The organism is Fusicatenibacter saccharivorans, assembly GCF_027667425.1.
Taxonomy (GTDB): domain Bacteria; phylum Bacillota; class Clostridia; order Lachnospirales; family Lachnospiraceae; genus Fusicatenibacter; species Fusicatenibacter saccharivorans.
Genome location: NZ_JAQEGR010000002.1, coordinates 203254 through 220903 on the forward strand (window position 1 = coordinate 203254; position 17650 = coordinate 220903).

Below are 17650 nucleotides of genomic sequence, written 5' to 3' on the forward strand. Positions count from 1 at the left end.
TTGGTGGAATGGAGCATATCTTTACAGCCGCAGGAAGAACTGGCAGCGTTTGCCCGTTTTGGAAACGCCGTTGCAAGCCTTTGTGTGGAGAAAAAAGGTGCTAGAGCGTGTCTGAAAAATCATTTCCGCAATCTGCAAGCCCCACTTTGCGGTATATTTTACCCTCATTCGGTTGCCGTAGCCCGCTACGCCGCCCTTATTCGGATAAAATCTCCCACGAACTGGGACTCGCAGTTCACGAAATGATTACCGGGGCCGGTCTGAATACGACGCAGGATGAAGTACATTTCCTTCCGTTCTGGGAAAATGGCGTCCGTTTCTTCACGATCGAAGGACCAAATAAAGAAAAAGTGGAATTCAGCCAGTATTTGTAACGATTCCAAGCCATGCGAAATGGAAGAAAAATCGCGAATCATGCTTGCATGAATATCCGTTTGACCAGCAAAGCCTCTGCCGGAAAGCAAAATTTTTGCCCGGCAGAGGCTTTTTTACTTACTCTGAAACAAATACTACCGGATAGTCAAAAAAGCGCAAATTATCCCTATAGAGTAAAGGAGATGCAAAATTTATCTGCAGTTACAAAAACGGGGTGGAGTTTTTATGGAAACAGGGCAGGAAATCATTGTGCTTTCTGCACGTGAGTGGTAAAATAGAATAGATAATATATAATCTGTTTTGAATAAAAACAGGATATTTTAGATAACATATAATCTGTAACAAGAAGGGGAAAAAATGGAACAATTTATATGGGAAACTCCGGAAGAACTGGATCAAAAACTTGCGCAGCGAGTGAGAAAAATCAGAAAGAGACGTTCAATTACGCAGGAAAAATTAGCATCTATAAGCGGAGTGAGTTACGGCTCAATCAAAAGATTCGAAACGACAGGACAAATTTCCCTGTTATCTTTAACGAAAATTGCAATCGCACTGGATCTTGCAGATGAGCTCAGAAATATTTTCACGCAGGTACCGTATAAAGATATTCAGGAGGTTATCAATGAAACAAGATAAAGTACTGCAGGTGTGTTATGAGGATCAAACGGTGGGAACATTAGCTATGACGGCAGACCACAAAGTGGCATTTCAGTACAGTGATGAATGGCTGGAAACCGGATTTTCGATCAACCCATTTTCATTGCCTTTGCAAAAACAGGTATTTGTTCCAGTTAAGGATCATTTTGAAGGATTATTTGGGGTTTTTGCGGACAGTCTTCCAGATCATTGGGGCAGATTACTGTTGGATCGCCTGTTACGGGCACATAAACAAAATCCGGATGAACTGACCGTACTGGATCGTCTGGCGATTGTGGGCACATCGGGGATGGGAGCGTTGACATATCACCCGGAAAAGAATTTTCCAGAGGAGCAGAGCAGTGCAGATCTGGACAAACTGGCGGAAGAGTGTCAAAAGATACTGAATACAGAGTATTCGGATAAACTGGACGAATTGTATCTGCTGGGAGGTACCAGCGGCGGAGCAAGACCTAAAATCATGACAACCATTGATAATGAAGAATGGATTATCAAATTTCCAGCGCATGTGGACGGAAAAGATGCAGGAAAAATGGAATATGACTATTCCTGCTGTGCCAAGGCCTGCGGAATTATGATGAGTGAAACGAGATTGTTTCCATCAGAAAAATGTAAAGGATATTTTGGAACTAAAAGGTTTGACAGGAGAAACTGTTTGAAAGGGAAAAAGAAAGTGCACATGTTGACGACAGCTGCAATTCTGGAATTGGATTTTGAGCAGCCAAGTCTGGACTATCATGGATTAATGAAACTGACAAAAATCATGACACGCAATTGCGATGAAGATGTTGAAAATATGTTCCGCCGAATGTGTTTCAATGTTTTTGCACATAACAGAGATGATCATTCGAAGAACTTCACGTATTTGTACGAAGCAGACGAAGATAAATGGCATTTAAGTCCGGCATATGATCTTACTTACAGTAATACGTATTATGGCGAACATACTACGTCAGTAGATGGAAATGGAAGAAATCCAGGCAGAAAAGAGTTACTGGCGGTAGGAACTGGTGCAGGGATGAAAAAGACAAGGTGTGAAGAGATCATAGACGAAATTGAGAAAAAAGTAAAGGAAATGTTGGAAGAATATCTTTTGGGTAAGTGATTCTCTTTGCATTCAAAAAATTTTAAACAGCAAGTTATTAACAGTTAAATAAAAAAGAGTTGCCCGACAAATGAACACTATAAGTACCTTGCTACGAGTTTTATTTTCGTAGCAAAGTACAAGATAGTACAGAGATAAAAATATGTCTCATTTGTCGTTTAACTCTTTACATTGCGCTTTTATTTCTTCTATCGAATCCTTCAATAACTTTAATCTGGCAGGCTACTTTCTAAACAAAGTCGTCCCCATCCCACCCGCCTGTTCGGGTATTCGCTCTCGGATGCGATGGGTTTTGCACCTGCAATGAGATAAGCTTTCAGTTTTTCACCATATAAAAACGGGTCATTTCCGCGCAGAATGCCCCATTCCATCATAAGCGCGGCGCTTCCCGATACAAAAGGCGTGGCAAACGAGGTGCCGGTGAAGGAAGCATAGCCGCCGCCGGAACGGGGAGCTGGGATATTGACACCCGGGGCGGCGAGATCAGGTTTGATTTCGTGGAGAATACGGGTATAGCCGCGGCCGGAGAAGCTGGCATAGGAGGAGAGGCGGGGATCATAGGCACCGACCGTGATAGCGGAGCGGGCGGTGGAAGGGATGGTGAGTGTGGTGTCGGCAGTGGGAGAGAAGAAGCGGGTCTGTAGACCGATGGCATTTCCGCCGGGAAGCCAGAGGTCAAAGGAACCAGAGATCAGGCGGCCGGGGGTGAGACGCAAGGTCCAGATGCCGTTTTCGACGGACAGATGGTTTCCTGTGCCCTGAAAGGTCAGGTAAATTTCCTGCGCCTGGCTGTAGGGGGATGGCATGCCATAAAACAGGAGAAGTTCTGTCGGACCAAGCGTCAGACGCGCCGTGCCGAGGACAGGAGAGAGCGTGCCGGAGCGGATGCCGCCGGGGGAAATCAGTTCGATCGAGATTTCATCCCCATAAACCTTCCAGATCTGGAGACTGAACGAGGATTCATAAGCACCGACCTGAAATTCGACGGAGACAGCGCGGTCAGCCGTTGCCGAGACCGCAGACGTCGCAGCCGGATCAGATGTCGCACGGACTGTTTGCGTCTGACCGGACGACTTGCGATCCGACTTTAGGTTCCCGGCATAATGGCGTCCGGTATCCCCTTCATTTCCTGCCCCGATACAGATCACGTTCTGCCCTAAATTTGACACTGCATTCAAATACGTTTCAAGTAAGGAATCCCCGCTGTGCGAACCGTAATTATTCCCGAAGCTCAAATTAATCACAAGCGGCCGCTCCACCAGAAGTGCATATCTTACGCAGAAATCCACCGCCTGCAGCAATTGCGATGTCCGCGGCAGATCCGCCGGATCAGGATTCCCAAGCTTTACGACCACGAGTGTTGCTTCCGGTGCCACGCCCCGCATGGCCGCATATGCCGAGGATCTCCCATTTCCCGCTGCGATTCCGAGCACCGCTGTCCCATGCCCCGTTACATCGCGGGACGGCACGAGGGCAAACCGTTCTTCCGGCGTAGAAGATGCAAGTGCCTCATTGATCTGCTGCCGTGTATATACCGACCCAAGAGCATACCCCATCGGAGGATTCCCCGGAATCGTCTGATCCCATAAAATTGCAATTCGGCTTGTCCCGTCCGGTGCGCAGAAATCAGGATGCGCATAGTCCACGCCTGAATCAATGCATGCAAGCAGCACCCCATTCCCAGACAGACCCATAACCCCCTCCTGCACAGGCGTAATACAGGATATGCTCCGCACAAATGCATCTGCGAAATAAAGTAATTTCGGTTTCTCCAGATAGGTAATCTGCGGCAGTCCTGTCACGTAATCCATCAGGGACTCCGGAACCAGAAGAATGGCATACGAAAACAGCAGCAGCGTCACACGAACTCCCTGCTCCTCCAGAAAAGCCAGGTCTCCCTGATACTGTACAATTACTTCCCATGTTTTGCTGTAAGAGTTATAACCTGCCGAAAGCTCCGGCACACGCCGCCGTTCGACTTCCGTTGCGGCCAGCGCAAGGTTCAACAGGTTTTCCCTTTTTTGATCAATCATTACAAAAACTCCGTCCAAAATGTTGTTAAAATCTATTCCGCTTTTCCTGGAAATATGATATAATCGCCATCGTACAATAGGGGTACAGATCTGCTTTTTGGAGTGCATCGAAAAATGGTTTTACGATGCCGCCTGGCGGGTCTTTACTATTTTACGCGAAATGCTTTTGCATTGAAGGGAGAGAACATGAAAATTATCATTGTGGGCTGCGGAAAAGTCGGAGCCGCACTGACCGCCCAGCTGAGCCGCGAGGACAACCTTGTGACGGTCATCGACACAGACAGTATTGTCGTCCGCAACGTCTCCAACACCTACGACGTTATGGGAATTGTAGGAAACGGAGCAAGCTATCAGGTGCTTCAGGAGGCGGATATTGAGCATGCGGATCTGATGATTGCCGTAACCAAAAGTGATGAAATGAACCTGCTTTGCTGTGTCATCGCCAAACAGGCAGCAGACTGTCACACCATCGCCAGAGTCCGAAATCCGATGTATCGGGAGGAGAGAGAATTTATCCGTAAAAAGCTGGGTCTGTCCATGATCATCAACCCGGAGCACGCGGCCGCCATGGAAATGGCAAGACTGCTGCGGTTCCCATCTGCGATTGAGATCGACAGCTTTTCCCGCGGAAGAATCGAAATGCTGCGCTTTAAAGTGCCGGAAACATCGAAAATTGTCCATATGTCGCTGCGTGAGCTGGCCGGAGCGCTTCAGTACAGTCTGCTGGTCTGTGCTGTTGAGCGAAACGGCGAGGTTTACATACCGGATGGAAATTTTGTGATCCAGGCAAAAGACAGCCTTTCCATCATTACCACACCGCAGAACGCAGAGAGCCTGTTTAAGAAAATTGGTGTTCATACAAACAAGGTACACAATACGATGATTGTCGGCGGCGGTGAAATTACGTATTATCTCGCAAAATCACTGGCAAATATGAACGTCGAAGTCAAGATTATCGAGAAAAATAAGGATCGCTGTGAGGTTTTAAGCGAAGCACTGCCGGATGCAACCGTTATTTACGGTGACGGAAGTGACCAGGAGCTCTTAAAAGAGGAGCGCATCCAGAATATGGATTCCTTTGTGGCCTGCACCGATATGGATGAGGAAAACATCATTCTGTCGCTGTATGCGAAAGAGAAGGTATCCTCAAAGGTTGTAACGAAAATCAACCATCTGGAATTTAATGATGTTATCCACAGCCTGAACCTGGACAGCCTGATCTACCCGAAACACATCACCGCAGAGTACATTCTGCAGTATGTCCGGGCAATGAAAAACTCCATCGGAAGCAACGTTGAGACGCTGTATAAGCTGATGGAAGACCGTGTGGAGGCTCTTGAGTTTATCGTGAACCAGAATTGCCGTATGATCGGCATCCGTCTGCAGGATATGAAAACACGGCCAAACCTTCTGGTAGCAGCGATTAACAGACAGGGAAAGGTCATCATTCCGGGTGGACAGGATTCCTTTGAGGCAGGAGATTCCGTCATTATCGTAACAACGGAAACCGGTCTTCAGGATATCCATGAGATTCTGGCAGAGTAACGGGGGAAGCGGATTATGAACTATAAAATGATTCGTTTTGTCATCAGCTGGGTGCTGAAAGTGGAAGGTATGCTGATGCTGTTTCCGGCGCTGGTCGGAGCCATGTATCAGGAAAAGACAGGCTTTGCGTATCTTATCTGGGGACTGCTCTGCATTGCGGCCGGTCTGATCCTCTGCTTCAGAAAACCGTCCAATATGGAAATCTATTCCCGCGACGGATTTGTCTGCGTTTCGTTAAGCTGGGTTGTCCTTGGTGTTTTCGGAGCGGTGCCGTTTGTAATTACGGGGGAAATTCCGTTTTATATCAATGCGCTGTTTGAGATCGTTTCCGGTTTTACAACGACAGGAGCCAGCATTTTGAGTGATGTGGAAGCCCTTTCACACGCCAGCCTGTTCTGGAGAAGCTTTTCCCACTGGATTGGCGGTATGGGCGTTCTTGTGTTCATTCTTGCATTGCTTCCGATGAAGGGCGGTTCCGTCATGAACCTGATGAAGGCAGAGAGCCCGGGACCGACCGTTTCCAAATTTGTTCCGAGAGTGCGCGGAACTGCTAAAATTCTGTATCAGATTTATCTTGGCATGACACTTTTTACCATTGCTGCCCTGCTGCTTTCCGGCATGAAGACATTTGATTCTGTCACACTCGCCATGGGAGCTGCCGGAACAGGAGGTTTTGCCGTGTTGAACAGCGGTTGTGCAGTGTACACACCACTGCAGCAGTGGATTCTGACAATCGCCATGATTGCGTTCGGTGTGAATTTTAACTTTTATTATCTGATGCTTTGCAAAAAGGGAAAGGCCGCCATTTCGTCCCAGGAGGTAAGAGCGTATTTCCTGATTATCCTTCTGGCAGGAGGCGTGATTTCCTGGAATACCTATCCGATGTACCATTCCATCGGTGAAGCGGTGCGGACTGCCTTTTTCCAGGTCGGATCGATTATCACGACAACGGGTTATTCCACGACGGACTTTGACCTCTGGCCGGAGCTGTCAAAATGTATTCTGGTGATGCTGATGTTCATCGGAGCCTGTGCCGGTTCAACGGGAGGCGGAATCAAGGTTTCGCGAATCCTGATCCTCTTAAAAACCGTGAAAAAAGAGCTTGGTTCGATCGTACATCCGCGCAGTATCAAACGCATCCGTTTCGACGATCACCCGGTAGAGCATGAGGTTCTGCGGGCGATCAACGTATTTTTGATTGTTTATCTGGTGATCTACAGCTTTTCCATGCTGATCATCAGTATTGATGGATTTTCCTTCGAGACAAACTTCACGGCAGTTGCCGCAACACTGAACAACATCGGACCTGGTCTTGACCAGGTAGGACCGACCAGTAACTTTTTCGGATACAGTCCGGTTTCCAAGCTGATTCTGATTTTCGATATGCTGGCAGGCCGTCTGGAACTGTTTCCGATGCTGATCCTTTTCTATCCGTCTACTTGGAAGAAGAGAGGATAAAGCGGTTCACCGGGAAGAAAAGGGACTTCGCATTGGCGGGGAACTGCCGGGGCAGAAGGAAAAGAAAAAATGGTTACGATTCACAGGGTTTCCAAAAAAACAGAAAGACGGAATAAAGTCAGGGTGCATTTCCTGATCACAGGCAGAAAGGAAGGAACTTATGAGTAACTGGGAAAAGAATGTAAGAAAAGTTGTGCCGTATGTACCGGGTGAACAGCCGCATGAGGCTGACATGATTAAGCTGAATACGAATGAGAATCCGTATCCGCCGTCACCAAAAGCCGCAGAGGCGATCAAACGGGTAGCAGAAGAGGATACTCTCCGTCTCTATCCGGATCCGACCGCGGCAGAACTGGTGCAGGCGATCGCGGATGTCTACCATGTAAGTCCGAAACAGATTTTTGTCGGCGTCGGTTCGGATGACGTTCTGGCAATGGCTTTTATGACGTATTTTAACTCTGATAAACCGATTCTTTTCCCGGACATTACGTATTCCTTCTACGATGTCTGGGCGGAGGAATTCCGCATTCCGTACGAGCAGATCCCGCTCGATGAAAATTTCTGCATTGTGCCGGAGCAGTATTTTGCAGAGAATCATCCAAATGGCGGAATCGTGTTCCCGAACCCGAATGCACCGACGGGTGTGGAGCTTTCGCTTTCTGCGATCGAATCGATATTGCAGCATAACCCGGATGTGGTTGTGATCGTAGATGAGGCATATGTCGATTTCGGAGCAGCCACTGCGCAGCCGCTGCTGGAAAAATATGAAAATCTGCTGGTTGTGCAGACAACATCAAAATCCCGTTCGCTTGCCGGCATGCGCATCGGCTATGCAATCGGAAATGAGAAGATGATTTCGTATCTGAACGATGTGAAATATTCCTTCAATTCGTATACCATGAATCAGACCACGATCGCAGCCGGAGCCGCAGCGATCCGCGATGTGGAATATTTCCGCAAGACGGTGAAAAAAGTGATGGAAACGAGAGAGTGGTCGAAGGAGGAGCTGAAAAAGCTGGGATTTTCTTTCGAAGATTCGAAATCGAACTTTATTTTCGCAACGCACAAAAGCGTACCGGCCGGGAAGATTTTTCAGGCACTCCGGGAACGCCATATTTATGTGCGGTATTTTGAGAAACCCCGCATTGACAATTATCTGCGTATTACGATTGGTACGCGGGAAGAAATGCAGACGCTGTTTGATTTTTTGAAAGATTACTTAACCGAATCAAGCAAGTAGCGAAGCGGATTGCAAATATCCGCTTGCCAAGAGGGATGAAGCAGCTGAAAATATAAAACAGAAGAAGAGTATCTGCAGAGGAGCAGAAGAAAATTTTAAAGGGGGACTGCCGTCGGAATCAGCCATGAGATCCGGCGGCAGTTTTAGAAGGTATTTGGGTATGAACAAAGAGAAGAAAGAAGTAGTAAAGGTAAATCAGATTACGGAAGGTGTTATCTGGCAGCAGATTCTGATCTTTTTCCTGCCGATTCTGTTCGGAACGTTTTTCCAACAGCTCTACAACACGGCGGATGCCATGATTGTCGGACACTTTCTTGGAAAACAGGCACTTGCGGCGGTCGGCGGAACGACAGGTACGCTGATCAATCTGCTGGTCGGATTTTTCGTCGGCCTTTCGAGTGGTGCGACGGTTGTTATTTCACAGCATTACGGAGCCAATAAAGAGGACAAGGTGCAGTGGGCAGTGCACACGTCCATTGCCTTTTCCATTCTCGGAGGTATTGTGCTGACAGTAGTCGGCATTGGCTGTTCGAGATGGATGCTCGATCTGATGAACACGCCGGATGATGTTGTAAATCATGCGCTGATTTATATGCGTGTTTATTTCCTTGGAACCATCGGAAACCTGATTTACAACATGGGTTCCGGTATTCTGCGTGCGGTCGGCGATTCGAAACGTCCGCTGCTGTATCTGATCATCTGCTGTATGACCAATATCGCGCTTGACTTTTTATTTGTTGTCGGTTTGCAGATGGGTGTTATGGGCGCGGCGCTTGCGACCATTCTGTCTCAGATCATCAGTGCGGTTCTTGTTATGGGCTCTCTGATGCGGACCAGAGACATTTACCGGCTTCATCTGCGGAAAATCAGCATTGACTGGATTATGCTGAAACGAATTGTCCGCATTGGTTTTCCGGCAGGCGTACAGTCAATTCTGTACTCGGTATCGAACGTGATCATTCAGTCTGCTGTCAATTCGCTGGGAACCAACAATGTGGCTGCGTGGGCGGCTTACGGAAAGGTGGACGGTCTTTTCTGGATGATGATCAATGCGCTCGGTATTGCGGCGACAACATTTGTCGGTCAGAACTACGGTGCGAAAAAGATGGATCGTGTACACCGCGGTGTGCGCACCAGCATGATCATGGCATTCCTGATGACGGGTCTGATGGTTGTGTTTATGTGGCTTATCGGTGATACACTGATTTCTCTGTTTACCACAGATACGGCGGTGCGTGAAATCTGTCACGGACTGATCCATTTCCTGGTTCCGACCTTCTTTACCTACATTTCCATCGAAATCCTTTCCGGTGCACTCCGTGGTGTCGGAGATGCATGGATTCCGATGTTTATCACCGGAATAGGAATCTGTGGAGTACGTATCGTGTGGATGACGGCGGTTCTGCCGCATTTCCACTCCTTAAAAGGAGCTGCCTTCTGCTATCCGCTGTCGTGGGTAATCACAACGATTGCATACTTTATTTATTACCTGTTCTTCAGTCAGCTGAGTAAGAGGAAAGAATTGAGGAGTATCTAACAGAATGTTCAAACTGTATTAACAAAACTGTGCTATCATGAAAATATCAGTGTCAAAAGGTCAAAAAACCGATGCAGGAGAATTTTTGAACTCGGGACACGGCAAAAAATGAGTAAGTAGCCATTTTTCAAAGAAAAATGAGCGGATTACAAAGGAAAGACAGGTGGAACGTAAGATGGTAAGTGAAAAAGTAACGATTGTCAATCCGTCAGGTCTGCATCTTTTAAACGCGGTAAATTTGTCAAACAGTGTAAGCCGGTACAAATCTTCCATGTCGTTTACCTATGAAAACAACGGGATGCAGGGAACGGTTAATTTAAAGAGTATTTTGAGTATCGTTGCCGCAGGAATCAGGCAGGGAGACACTATTGAGATCTGCAGCAGAGGAGAGGATGAAGAGGAAGCACTTCGGGCGGCCATTGCCGCAATTAAAAGCGGGCTCGGAGAGACGCCGGAGTGAGGAGATAGGAACATAGAATAGAAATAAAGAAAAGGACCTCGCTTTTTGAAAAAACGGAATGGGAAACCGGACCGTATTTCAAAAAGCGAGGTTTTTGTGTGGCGGCAGATAAAAGATTCCTGCCTTCGGGGGGGATTTCGAAAGCAGGGATGAAAAGATAAGCTGCGAAGCAGCTCTTCGGCTATGAGCAAGCAGCGAAGCGGATTGCGAATATCCGTTTGACAACAGGAGGTATAAGGCCGGAAAAAAGTGTCTACACTCTGGATAAAGCAAAAATGCAGAGAAAAGGAGTGTAGAAAAAATGGCAAGGCAGAAGAAAATTGATCTGGAACATATGACGGAGAAGGAGAAAATGAAATACGAAATCGCAGGTGAGCTGGGGCTTTTAGAACGCGTGCTGAATGACGGCTGGCGATCACTCACGGCAAAAGAAACGGGACGGATCGGTGGCCTTGTGACACGGAGGAAGCGGCAGATGGCGGCGGAAGGAAAGAACGAAAACGAAGAAAAATAAGCGGTACCGCAATTTTTGCAATATCCTCAACAGTTTTGACCATAGATTTTTCCTGTGAAAGCGTTATAATAAAAACAAGGAATGGGTGGTGCCGCGCCAAAGTCCGTGTCTGCACGAGACCCGGCGACTGCCGCGATACCCTGAGAAACTCGCAGAGCGTGTTTCGGATCGTTTGGAGAAGTGAGGGAAAAGTTTATGGAAGCAAAAAAAGAGAAAAAGTATATGTCGGATATCCATCTCGAGGATTATACCGAACAGTACGAAATGGGATTTGCCACAGTGGACACGATGATATTTGAAGGGGGAAGAAGAGAGGAGCTGCTGAACGGCGGCTGGCATTATGCAGTCGATCAGTACGATACCTGTCTGCGCCAGAAATGGTACAAAGAGAGATACCGCGACGAAAAAGGCTTCACTGTGCCAATCGACTATTCCTTTGACGAGTGGCCGGTGATGCAGCTTCCGTGCAGCTGGAATACCATCGATCCGATGTATCTCCTGTATGAGGGAAGCATGGTCTTTACGAGAAAATTTTCCTATATCGCAGAAAGAGAGGAAACAGTCTTTCTGAAGGTGGGCGCAGCCAATTATCTGTGCCGCGTTTTCTTAAACGGAAAATACGTCGGTATGCATCGCGGCGGATCGACACCGGCGTTCTGGAATATCACAGAATACCTGAAAGCGGAGAACCGCATCGTGCTTGCTGTTGACGGAACGAGACGGCCGGAGCAGGTGCCGACCGAGAATACCGACTGGTTCAACTACTGCGGCGTATACCGCGATATCGCACTGATCCGTGTTCCGAAATGCCATATCAAAACTTTTAAAATTGCGCTTGTGCCGGACGGAACATTTGGACATGTTATGGCGAAAGTGACACTGTCGGAAAAAATCACAGCCAAGGCAGAGCTTGTCATCGAGGAGCTTGGCGTGAGCCGGAAAATCCAGCTGGAAAACGGAGCCGGAGAAGTTGTTTTTGATGCAAAACCGGAGCTTTGGACACCGGAAAAACCGAAGCTGTATGATGTAAAAGTAACCTGTGGAACCGATACCGTCAGCGACCGGGTCGGCTTTCGTGAAATTCGCGTGAACGGCAGAGACATTCTGCTGAACGGAGAGCCCGTTTTCCTGCGTGGTATCAGTTGCCACGAAGACAGCGTGGAAAACGGAAAAGGCCTGACAAGAGAGGAACGGATCGAAAATATCCGCATTGCGAAAGAACTGGGATGCAACTTCATGCGCCTTGCACATTACCCGCATAACGAAGAAATGGCAAAACTCGCCGACGAGCTTGGGCTTCTTTTGTGGGAGGAAATTCCGGTTTACTGGGCAATTCGTTTTGAACGTGAAAAAACATATGAGGATGCCCAGAATCAGCTCCGCGAACTCATCAACCGTGACTGGAACCGCGCGAGCGTGATCATCTGGTCTGTCGGAAATGAGAATGCCGATACGGATGAACGGCTGAAATTCATGAGCGCACTGGCAGAATGCGCGCATCGGGAAGATGAGACGCGAATGGTGTCTGCGGCCTGCCTGGTTAATGCTGCGAAAAATAAGATTGAGGACCGTCTGATGGAATACCTTGACATCATCGGCATCAACGAGTACTGCGGCTGGTACACCCCGGATTTTGCGATGCTGCCGGCACTGATGGAAAACAGCCAGCCGGACAAGCCGGTTATCGTAACGGAGTTCGGCGCAGACGCGCTGCCGCATCACCATGGAACCATCTCGGACAAAGGAACCGAGGAGTGCCAGGCGGATGTGTACGAAAAACAGATTGCAACGCTGCGGAACATTGACTACATCAAGGGCATGACCCCCTGGATTCTCTACGATTTCCGCTGCCCGCGCAGAACAAGCCTGATCCAGAAATATTATAACCGGAAGGGGCTGCTCTCTGAGGACAAAAAGTACCGCAAACCGGCATTTTATGTGTTGCAGAAATTTTATGAAGAGCTGAAAAGAAAAGAACAGTAGGGGCAAGAGCTTTTCAAAAAGATCAGCCGACTTGCACGGTTGATGATATCAAACGGAACAGAGAAAAAAAGACAAGAACAGACAAAAACAGATGGTATGAAATCAGCTTTGAAGTCCGATTTCATACCATCTGTTTTTTTCACTGCAACAATCCGCCGTAGGCGGAGAATCCGGCAAGTGCTGTGTTATGCTTTTTTCTGTGCGGCCATCCACTCCAGAATCGGAGTCTCTTTTCCGTCCGTCATAACCGGTTTGCCGTCATAATCGAGGACACACTCATCGTTCAGCATCGGGATCCAGGACCAGTGGCCGATGTATTCGAATGGGGTGCCGTCTGCATTTTTCTGTGTTCCGGTGTGATCGAGTACCTTGTCCCAGTAGGTGAAGTGTGCATTCGGATTGACCTTTGCCAGACGCTCATAGGTCGGAACGACAAAGTCATCCGGAACGACAACCGGGTCGGTTTTTGCGTGTGTAAACCAGATCGGCAGATCTTTGAGCTTCAGAATATCTTCATCGGAAATCATCGACACCTGGAACATGACCATCACCCCGGCAGGCCGCCACAGCGGAGAATTTACGATCGACATGCCGTCAAGACCGTATATGGCTGTGCGACTGGTGAAAGTGAAATAAAAATGTGGGAGAGGAATCTTGAAATTCGGTTCTGCATATGATATAGTATATGTAGCTGATAAGAGAAATAAGTGACATGTGTTCACAAAGCGAACCCCCAGCAGCGGCAACTGCTGGGGGTTCTTCCCTATTTTACGGAAGGGCATCCGCCTGGGCTAATTGTCACCATGTTTTCCGTCTAGCCACTTGCAGATATAGTAGCTGATTACACCTGCTACAACGGAAACGATAAGAGAAATAAGTATAGACATGCGCTCACCCCCTTCCTGTTGCCAGTTTGGGAGGCGACAACAACGTAAGTATAACATGGTATAGGAAGAAACGATTTGAAAAAATAGAACGCATATTTTGATGAAGTTGCACAAATATGAAAAAAGTCTATTTTGATCTTGACAACCCTCCTCACATATGATATCATACCACCTGTATCACGCCGAAGACAGCAGGTGCCGCAAGGCGTAAGTTTCAAACGCCTGCCGAGGAGAAGTTACACAAGGTTCATGTTATGGAATTTTGAGATCTCTTCGCCAATCTTCGCGAAGAGCTTTTTTTATACTTCCAAAGCGTAGGTACGAAATACTACAAGGAGGTGCAATCATGGCAATCAATGCAAAAATCGATCTGAAGAAGCCGGTCCTGGAAGAGATCAGCGCACAGGTAGAAGGCGCACAGTGCGTGCTGCTGGTAAACTACAGCGGATTAACCGTTGCTCAGGATACTCAGCTGCGTAAAGAGTTAAGAGAAGCAGGCGTTCATTACAAAGTATACAAAAATACAATGATGAAACGTGCATTCGCTGGTACTGCTTTCGAGTCTCTTACCAAAGACCTGGATGGCACAAACGCTATCGCAATCAGCAAGGACGATGCAACAGCTCCGGCAAGAATCATCGCTAAATTTGCAAAAACCGCTCCGAAGCTGGAGATGGTTTCTGGTGTTGTAGAAGGAAACTACTACGACAAAGCTGGAATGGAAGCACTGGCAAACGTTCCGTCAAGAGAAGAACTTCTTGGCAAACTGCTTGGAAGCATCCAGTCCCCGATCGCAAACCTGGCTCGCGTCCTCAACCAGATCGCAGAGTCCAAAGGTGGCGCAGCAGAGGCCTAAGCCTCAAGCGGGCAGCGTGAAATACGCAGCCTGAGAACATTATTCAGAAAATATCCAAGGAGGAAAATAAAATGGCAAAGTTAACAACCGCAGAGTTTATTGACGCTATCAAAGAGTTATCTGTATTAGAGTTAAACGATCTTGTAAAAGCATGTGAGGAAGAGTTCGGCGTATCCGCAGCAGCAGGCGTTGTAGTTGCAGCAGCAGCAGGCGATGCAGCAGCAGCTGAGGAGAAAGACGAGTTCGACGTAGAGCTGACAGAGGTTGGCCCGAACAAAGTTAAAGTTATCAAAGTTGTACGTGAAGCTACAGGACTTGGCCTGAAAGAAGCTAAAGAAGTAGTTGACGGTGCTCCGAAAGTCCTCAAAGAGGCTGCTTCCAAAGCAGAAGCTGAAGAGCTCAAAACTAAACTTGAGGCTGAAGGCGCTAAAGTTACTCTTAAATAATTTAAGCGTAAATCAGAATCTTTGGACGCACGGCGGGATTTCCTGCCGTGCGTTTTCTTTTGCGTAAATGATGAAAATGGGAGAGATGAAAAATGCAGGTACATTCCGTTCTGGAATCCTTACAGCAGGGCATCCTGATCTGCGACCAGCATAGCCGGATTGTGTTTTTCAATCAGGTCTACGGCGATTTCATCGGTGTTCCGCTCGAAACCGCGAAAGGTCATAAAATTACGGAGTACCGCAAATCTGCCATCGCTCCGGAGGTCATTGAGAGCGGCATTCCGGTCGAGGGAATGGTGCGGAGAGAAGGGGCGCAGGAATATTTTGCAAGTGTTTATCCAATCTGGGAGGAGAACCATATCCGCGGGAGCATCTCGATCGTGACGAGTCTCGTGCAGTTTGAGCAGCGCGAGACGAAAGCCCACATGACGCTGGAAGAGCGGGTGCGGCGGTTCGAACGGCAGGAGATCCAAAATACGCTGTTGCTGTATGGACAGGATATGGAGGGTAAGCGAAAAGCAGCAAAGGAACTCGGAATTTCGCTGGCAACGTTATACAATAAAATGAAAGAATAAAAAATAGCGGAAAGCCGGAAATTCTATTGCGTTGGATCTTTCTATAATGTTTTCCGACCCGGCTGAAAAGCGGTTGATATAAAAAGGGAACCAAATTTCTAAAATTTTAGAAATTCGGTTCCCTTTTGTGGTACCTGCCATGGCTCTGCGTTACAATGACCTCAGATCAAAGAAAGAGAGGCCATTGGATATGAAAAAAATCAGAATCGGAAGCGGCGCGGGCTACGCAGGAGACCGCATTGAGCCGGCAGTGGAGCTGATGGAAAAAGGAGACCTGGACTACATTATTTTCGAGTGTCTGGCGGAGCGTACCGTTGCGATCGGACAGCAGGACAAAGAGAAAGATCCGTCGAAGGGTTACAACCAGCTGCTCGACTACCGAATGGAAAAAATTCTTCCGCTGATGGCGAAAAACAAAGTAAAAGTCATTACCAATATGGGAGCTGCAAACCCGGTATCTGCTGCAGAACGGACGTGTGAAATTGCCAGAAAACTGGGTGTCGGTGGATTGAAAATTGCCTGTGTGACCGGCGATGATATTACAGACGAACTGGATAAGTATGAAAATGAAACAGTGCTGGAGGACGGCACGCTGTTAAAAGAGAAAAAAGATGTTCTGATTTCCGCGAATGTCTACATGGGTGCGGAGGGCATCACGAAAGCGCTGGAGGAAGGCGCTGATCTTGTCATCACCGGCCGTGTTTCCGACCCGGCGCTGACGATCGGACCGCTGGTGCATGAGTTCGGATGGAACATTACCGACAACCCGGATCAGATGGGACAGGCGGTTCTGGCAGGCCATCTGCTGGAGTGCGCGGGACAGGTGACGGGTGGCTATTTCGCTGACCCCGGTTACAAGGATGTGCCGGAGCTGTGGAAACTCGGATTCCCGCTCATTGAGATCGACGAGACAGGCGCATTTACCGTGACAAAGGTTGAGGGAAGTGGCGGACTGGTGAGCGTGGATACCTGTAAAGAGCAGATGATCTACGAAATCCACAACCCAAAGGCTTATCTGACCCCGGATGCGACGGCAGACTTTTCGCAGGTGACGTTCCGTCAGATCGGGGAAAATCAGGTTCGTGCCGAGCATGCGACAACGCATGGAAGACCGGAAACTTTGAAGGTTAGCGTCGGCTACAAGGACTGCTTCATCGGTGAGTGTGAAATTTCCTACGGCGGAAGCAACTGTATGGCACGCGCCGAGCTGGCGGCGGAGATTCTCGAAAAACGGATTGCGCTGACCGGCATCGAGCTGGAGGAGTACCGCACCGATTTCATTGGCTGCAATTCCCTGTACCGCGACGCGATTTCCAAAGAGATCAGCAGCGGAACTCCGTGTGAAGTGCGTCTCCGCGCCGCAGGCAGAACGAAAGACCGGAAAAATGCTGTTCTGCTGGCAAATGAGGTGGAGGCTCTCTACACCAACGGCCCCGCAGGAGGCGGCGGAGCGGTGAAACGGGTGTCCGAGGTTGTCTCGGTCTGCTCGATTTTTGTACCGCGTGATGACGTAACACAGAAGATTCGGTATTTTGAAGTTTGATCGATGCCTCTGATATTACGGTCAGCAGCAGAAGAGCTGGGATTGTTATAAAACGAAGAGATTGCCGGAACGTGTCTGGAAAACCATTTTCCGCAATCAGCAGAGAGTAACGAAGGGCAGGAAAGGAAACAGTATGAAATTAAAAGAAATTGCACATGCGAGAACAGGTGACAAAGGAGAGATCTCCAATATTTCGGTGATCCCGTATGATGAAAATGATTATGAAATGCTGAAAGAAAAAGTAACAGAAGCGCGCGTGGCAGAATATTTTCATGAAATCTGTCACGGTAAGGTAACCCGCTACGAACTGGACGGCATCCATGCGCTGAATTTTGTGCTTGACAAAACGTTAGGTGGCGGTGTCACAAGATCGCTGGCACTGGACAAACATGGAAAGACACTCGGTATGGCACTGCTGGAGATGGAGGTGTAGGCA

At 48.1% G+C, this 17650-nt stretch carries 18 protein-coding genes, 1 pseudogene and 1 other annotated feature; of the genes and pseudogenes, 16 read left to right on the forward strand and 3 right to left on the reverse strand.

All coding sequences use genetic code 11. The features are described 5' to 3' along the window. Positions 1-21: 21 nt before the first annotated feature. Positions 22-183: pseudogene (locus PGS38_RS17630) on the reverse strand (DUF6783 domain-containing protein); the annotation flags it as partial. Between PGS38_RS17630 and PGS38_RS17635 the strand changes: the two are divergent. The 3 genes from PGS38_RS17635 to PGS38_RS03015 all read left to right on the forward strand — a co-directional run bounded on the left by PGS38_RS17635 (position 154) and on the right by PGS38_RS03015 (position 2137). Then, positions 154-246, forward strand: a complete 93-nt coding sequence (locus tag PGS38_RS17635; RefSeq protein ID WP_334294909.1) for a DUF6783 domain-containing protein — start codon at positions 154-156, stop codon at positions 244-246. The pseudogene PGS38_RS17630 and the gene PGS38_RS17635 overlap by 30 nt on opposite strands. 486 nt (positions 247-732) lie before the next feature. Next, positions 733-1011 (forward strand): helix-turn-helix domain-containing protein, encoded by a 279-nt coding sequence (locus PGS38_RS03010; protein WP_055227803.1) that lies wholly within the window; start codon positions 733-735, stop codon positions 1009-1011. Beyond that, complete coding sequence (locus PGS38_RS03015; protein ID WP_055227801.1) at positions 998-2137, forward strand: type II toxin-antitoxin system HipA family toxin; 1140 nt, start codon at positions 998-1000, stop codon at positions 2135-2137. The genes PGS38_RS03010 and PGS38_RS03015 overlap by 14 nt, the downstream gene beginning before the upstream one ends. A gap of 209 nt (positions 2138-2346) precedes the next feature. On the opposite strand, the gene PGS38_RS03020 is transcribed toward PGS38_RS03015, so the two are convergent. Beyond that, complete coding sequence (locus PGS38_RS03020) at positions 2347-4170, reverse strand: S8 family peptidase (protein ID WP_270475899.1); 1824 nt, start codon at positions 4168-4170, stop codon at positions 2347-2349. Positions 4171-4341: 171 nt separating this feature from the next. Between PGS38_RS03020 and trkA the strand changes: the two genes are divergently transcribed. The 7 genes from trkA to PGS38_RS03055 all read left to right on the forward strand — a co-directional run bounded on the left by trkA (position 4342) and on the right by PGS38_RS03055 (position 12907). Next, positions 4342-5715, forward strand: coding sequence for a Trk system potassium transporter TrkA (gene trkA / locus PGS38_RS03025; RefSeq protein ID WP_334304477.1), 1374 nt, complete (start codon positions 4342-4344; stop codon positions 5713-5715). Between the two features lie 15 nt (positions 5716-5730). Continuing rightward, complete coding sequence (locus tag PGS38_RS03030; protein ID WP_118699794.1) at positions 5731-7173, forward strand: TrkH family potassium uptake protein; 1443 nt, start codon at positions 5731-5733, stop codon at positions 7171-7173. Between the two features lie 160 nt (positions 7174-7333). Beyond that, positions 7334-8413, forward strand: coding sequence for a histidinol-phosphate transaminase (hisC, locus tag PGS38_RS03035; protein WP_118699795.1), 1080 nt, complete (start codon positions 7334-7336; stop codon positions 8411-8413). A 160-nt stretch (positions 8414-8573) separates the two neighbouring features. Next, on the forward strand, positions 8574-9950 hold the full coding sequence (locus PGS38_RS03040; protein WP_117801313.1) for an MATE family efflux transporter: 1377 nt from the start codon (positions 8574-8576) through the stop codon (positions 9948-9950). A 175-nt stretch (positions 9951-10125) separates the two neighbouring features. Next, positions 10126-10410: an HPr family phosphocarrier protein gene (locus PGS38_RS03045; RefSeq protein WP_270475901.1), complete on the forward strand. Its 285-nt coding sequence runs from the start codon at positions 10126-10128 to the stop codon at positions 10408-10410. 301 nt (positions 10411-10711) lie between these two features. After that, positions 10712-10924, forward strand: a complete 213-nt coding sequence (locus PGS38_RS03050; protein ID WP_055220834.1) for a small, acid-soluble spore protein, alpha/beta type — start codon at positions 10712-10714, stop codon at positions 10922-10924. A gap of 195 nt (positions 10925-11119) precedes the next feature. Beyond that, entirely contained in the window at positions 11120-12907 is a 1788-nt protein-coding gene (locus tag PGS38_RS03055) for a glycoside hydrolase family 2 protein (protein WP_270475902.1), read from the forward strand. Between the two features lie 185 nt (positions 12908-13092). Here PGS38_RS03055 and PGS38_RS03060 read toward each other — a convergent pair whose 3' ends face one another. After that, on the reverse strand, positions 13093-13458 hold the full coding sequence (locus tag PGS38_RS03060; RefSeq protein ID WP_172704695.1) for a hypothetical protein: 366 nt from the start codon (positions 13456-13458) through the stop codon (positions 13093-13095). On the opposite strand from PGS38_RS03060, the gene PGS38_RS17745 reads away from it, so the two are divergent. The 6 genes from PGS38_RS17745 (at position 13448) to PGS38_RS03085 (ending at position 17647) form a co-directional block, all read left to right on the forward strand. Next, complete coding sequence (locus PGS38_RS17745; protein WP_158565852.1) at positions 13448-13543, forward strand: DUF5605 domain-containing protein; 96 nt, start codon at positions 13448-13450, stop codon at positions 13541-13543. The genes PGS38_RS03060 and PGS38_RS17745 overlap by 11 nt on opposite strands. A 415-nt stretch (positions 13544-13958) precedes the next feature. Next, positions 13959-14103: a sequence feature (ribosomal protein L10 leader region), on the forward strand. A 37-nt stretch (positions 14104-14140) separates the two neighbouring features. Then, positions 14141-14650 (forward strand): 50S ribosomal protein L10, encoded by a 510-nt coding sequence (gene rplJ, locus PGS38_RS03065; protein ID WP_055227784.1) that lies wholly within the window; start codon positions 14141-14143, stop codon positions 14648-14650. A 71-nt stretch (positions 14651-14721) separates the two neighbouring features. Then, the gene (gene rplL / locus PGS38_RS03070; protein WP_055266931.1) at positions 14722-15096 is read left to right on the forward strand and encodes a 50S ribosomal protein L7/L12; all 375 of its coding nucleotides are present in this window, start codon (positions 14722-14724) and stop codon (positions 15094-15096) included. Between the two features lie 92 nt (positions 15097-15188). Further along, the gene (locus PGS38_RS03075) at positions 15189-15671 is read left to right on the forward strand and encodes a helix-turn-helix domain-containing protein (RefSeq protein ID WP_119197880.1); all 483 of its coding nucleotides are present in this window, start codon (positions 15189-15191) and stop codon (positions 15669-15671) included. A gap of 190 nt (positions 15672-15861) precedes the next feature. Next, positions 15862-17214 carry an acyclic terpene utilization AtuA family protein gene (locus PGS38_RS03080; protein WP_119197881.1) on the forward strand — a complete coding sequence of 451 codons (1353 nt, stop codon included), beginning with the start codon at positions 15862-15864 and terminating at the stop codon, positions 17212-17214. A 133-nt stretch (positions 17215-17347) separates the two neighbouring features. Continuing rightward, positions 17348-17647, forward strand: a complete 300-nt coding sequence (locus PGS38_RS03085) for an AtuA-related protein (RefSeq protein WP_119197923.1) — start codon at positions 17348-17350, stop codon at positions 17645-17647. Positions 17648-17650 lie beyond the last annotated feature (3 nt).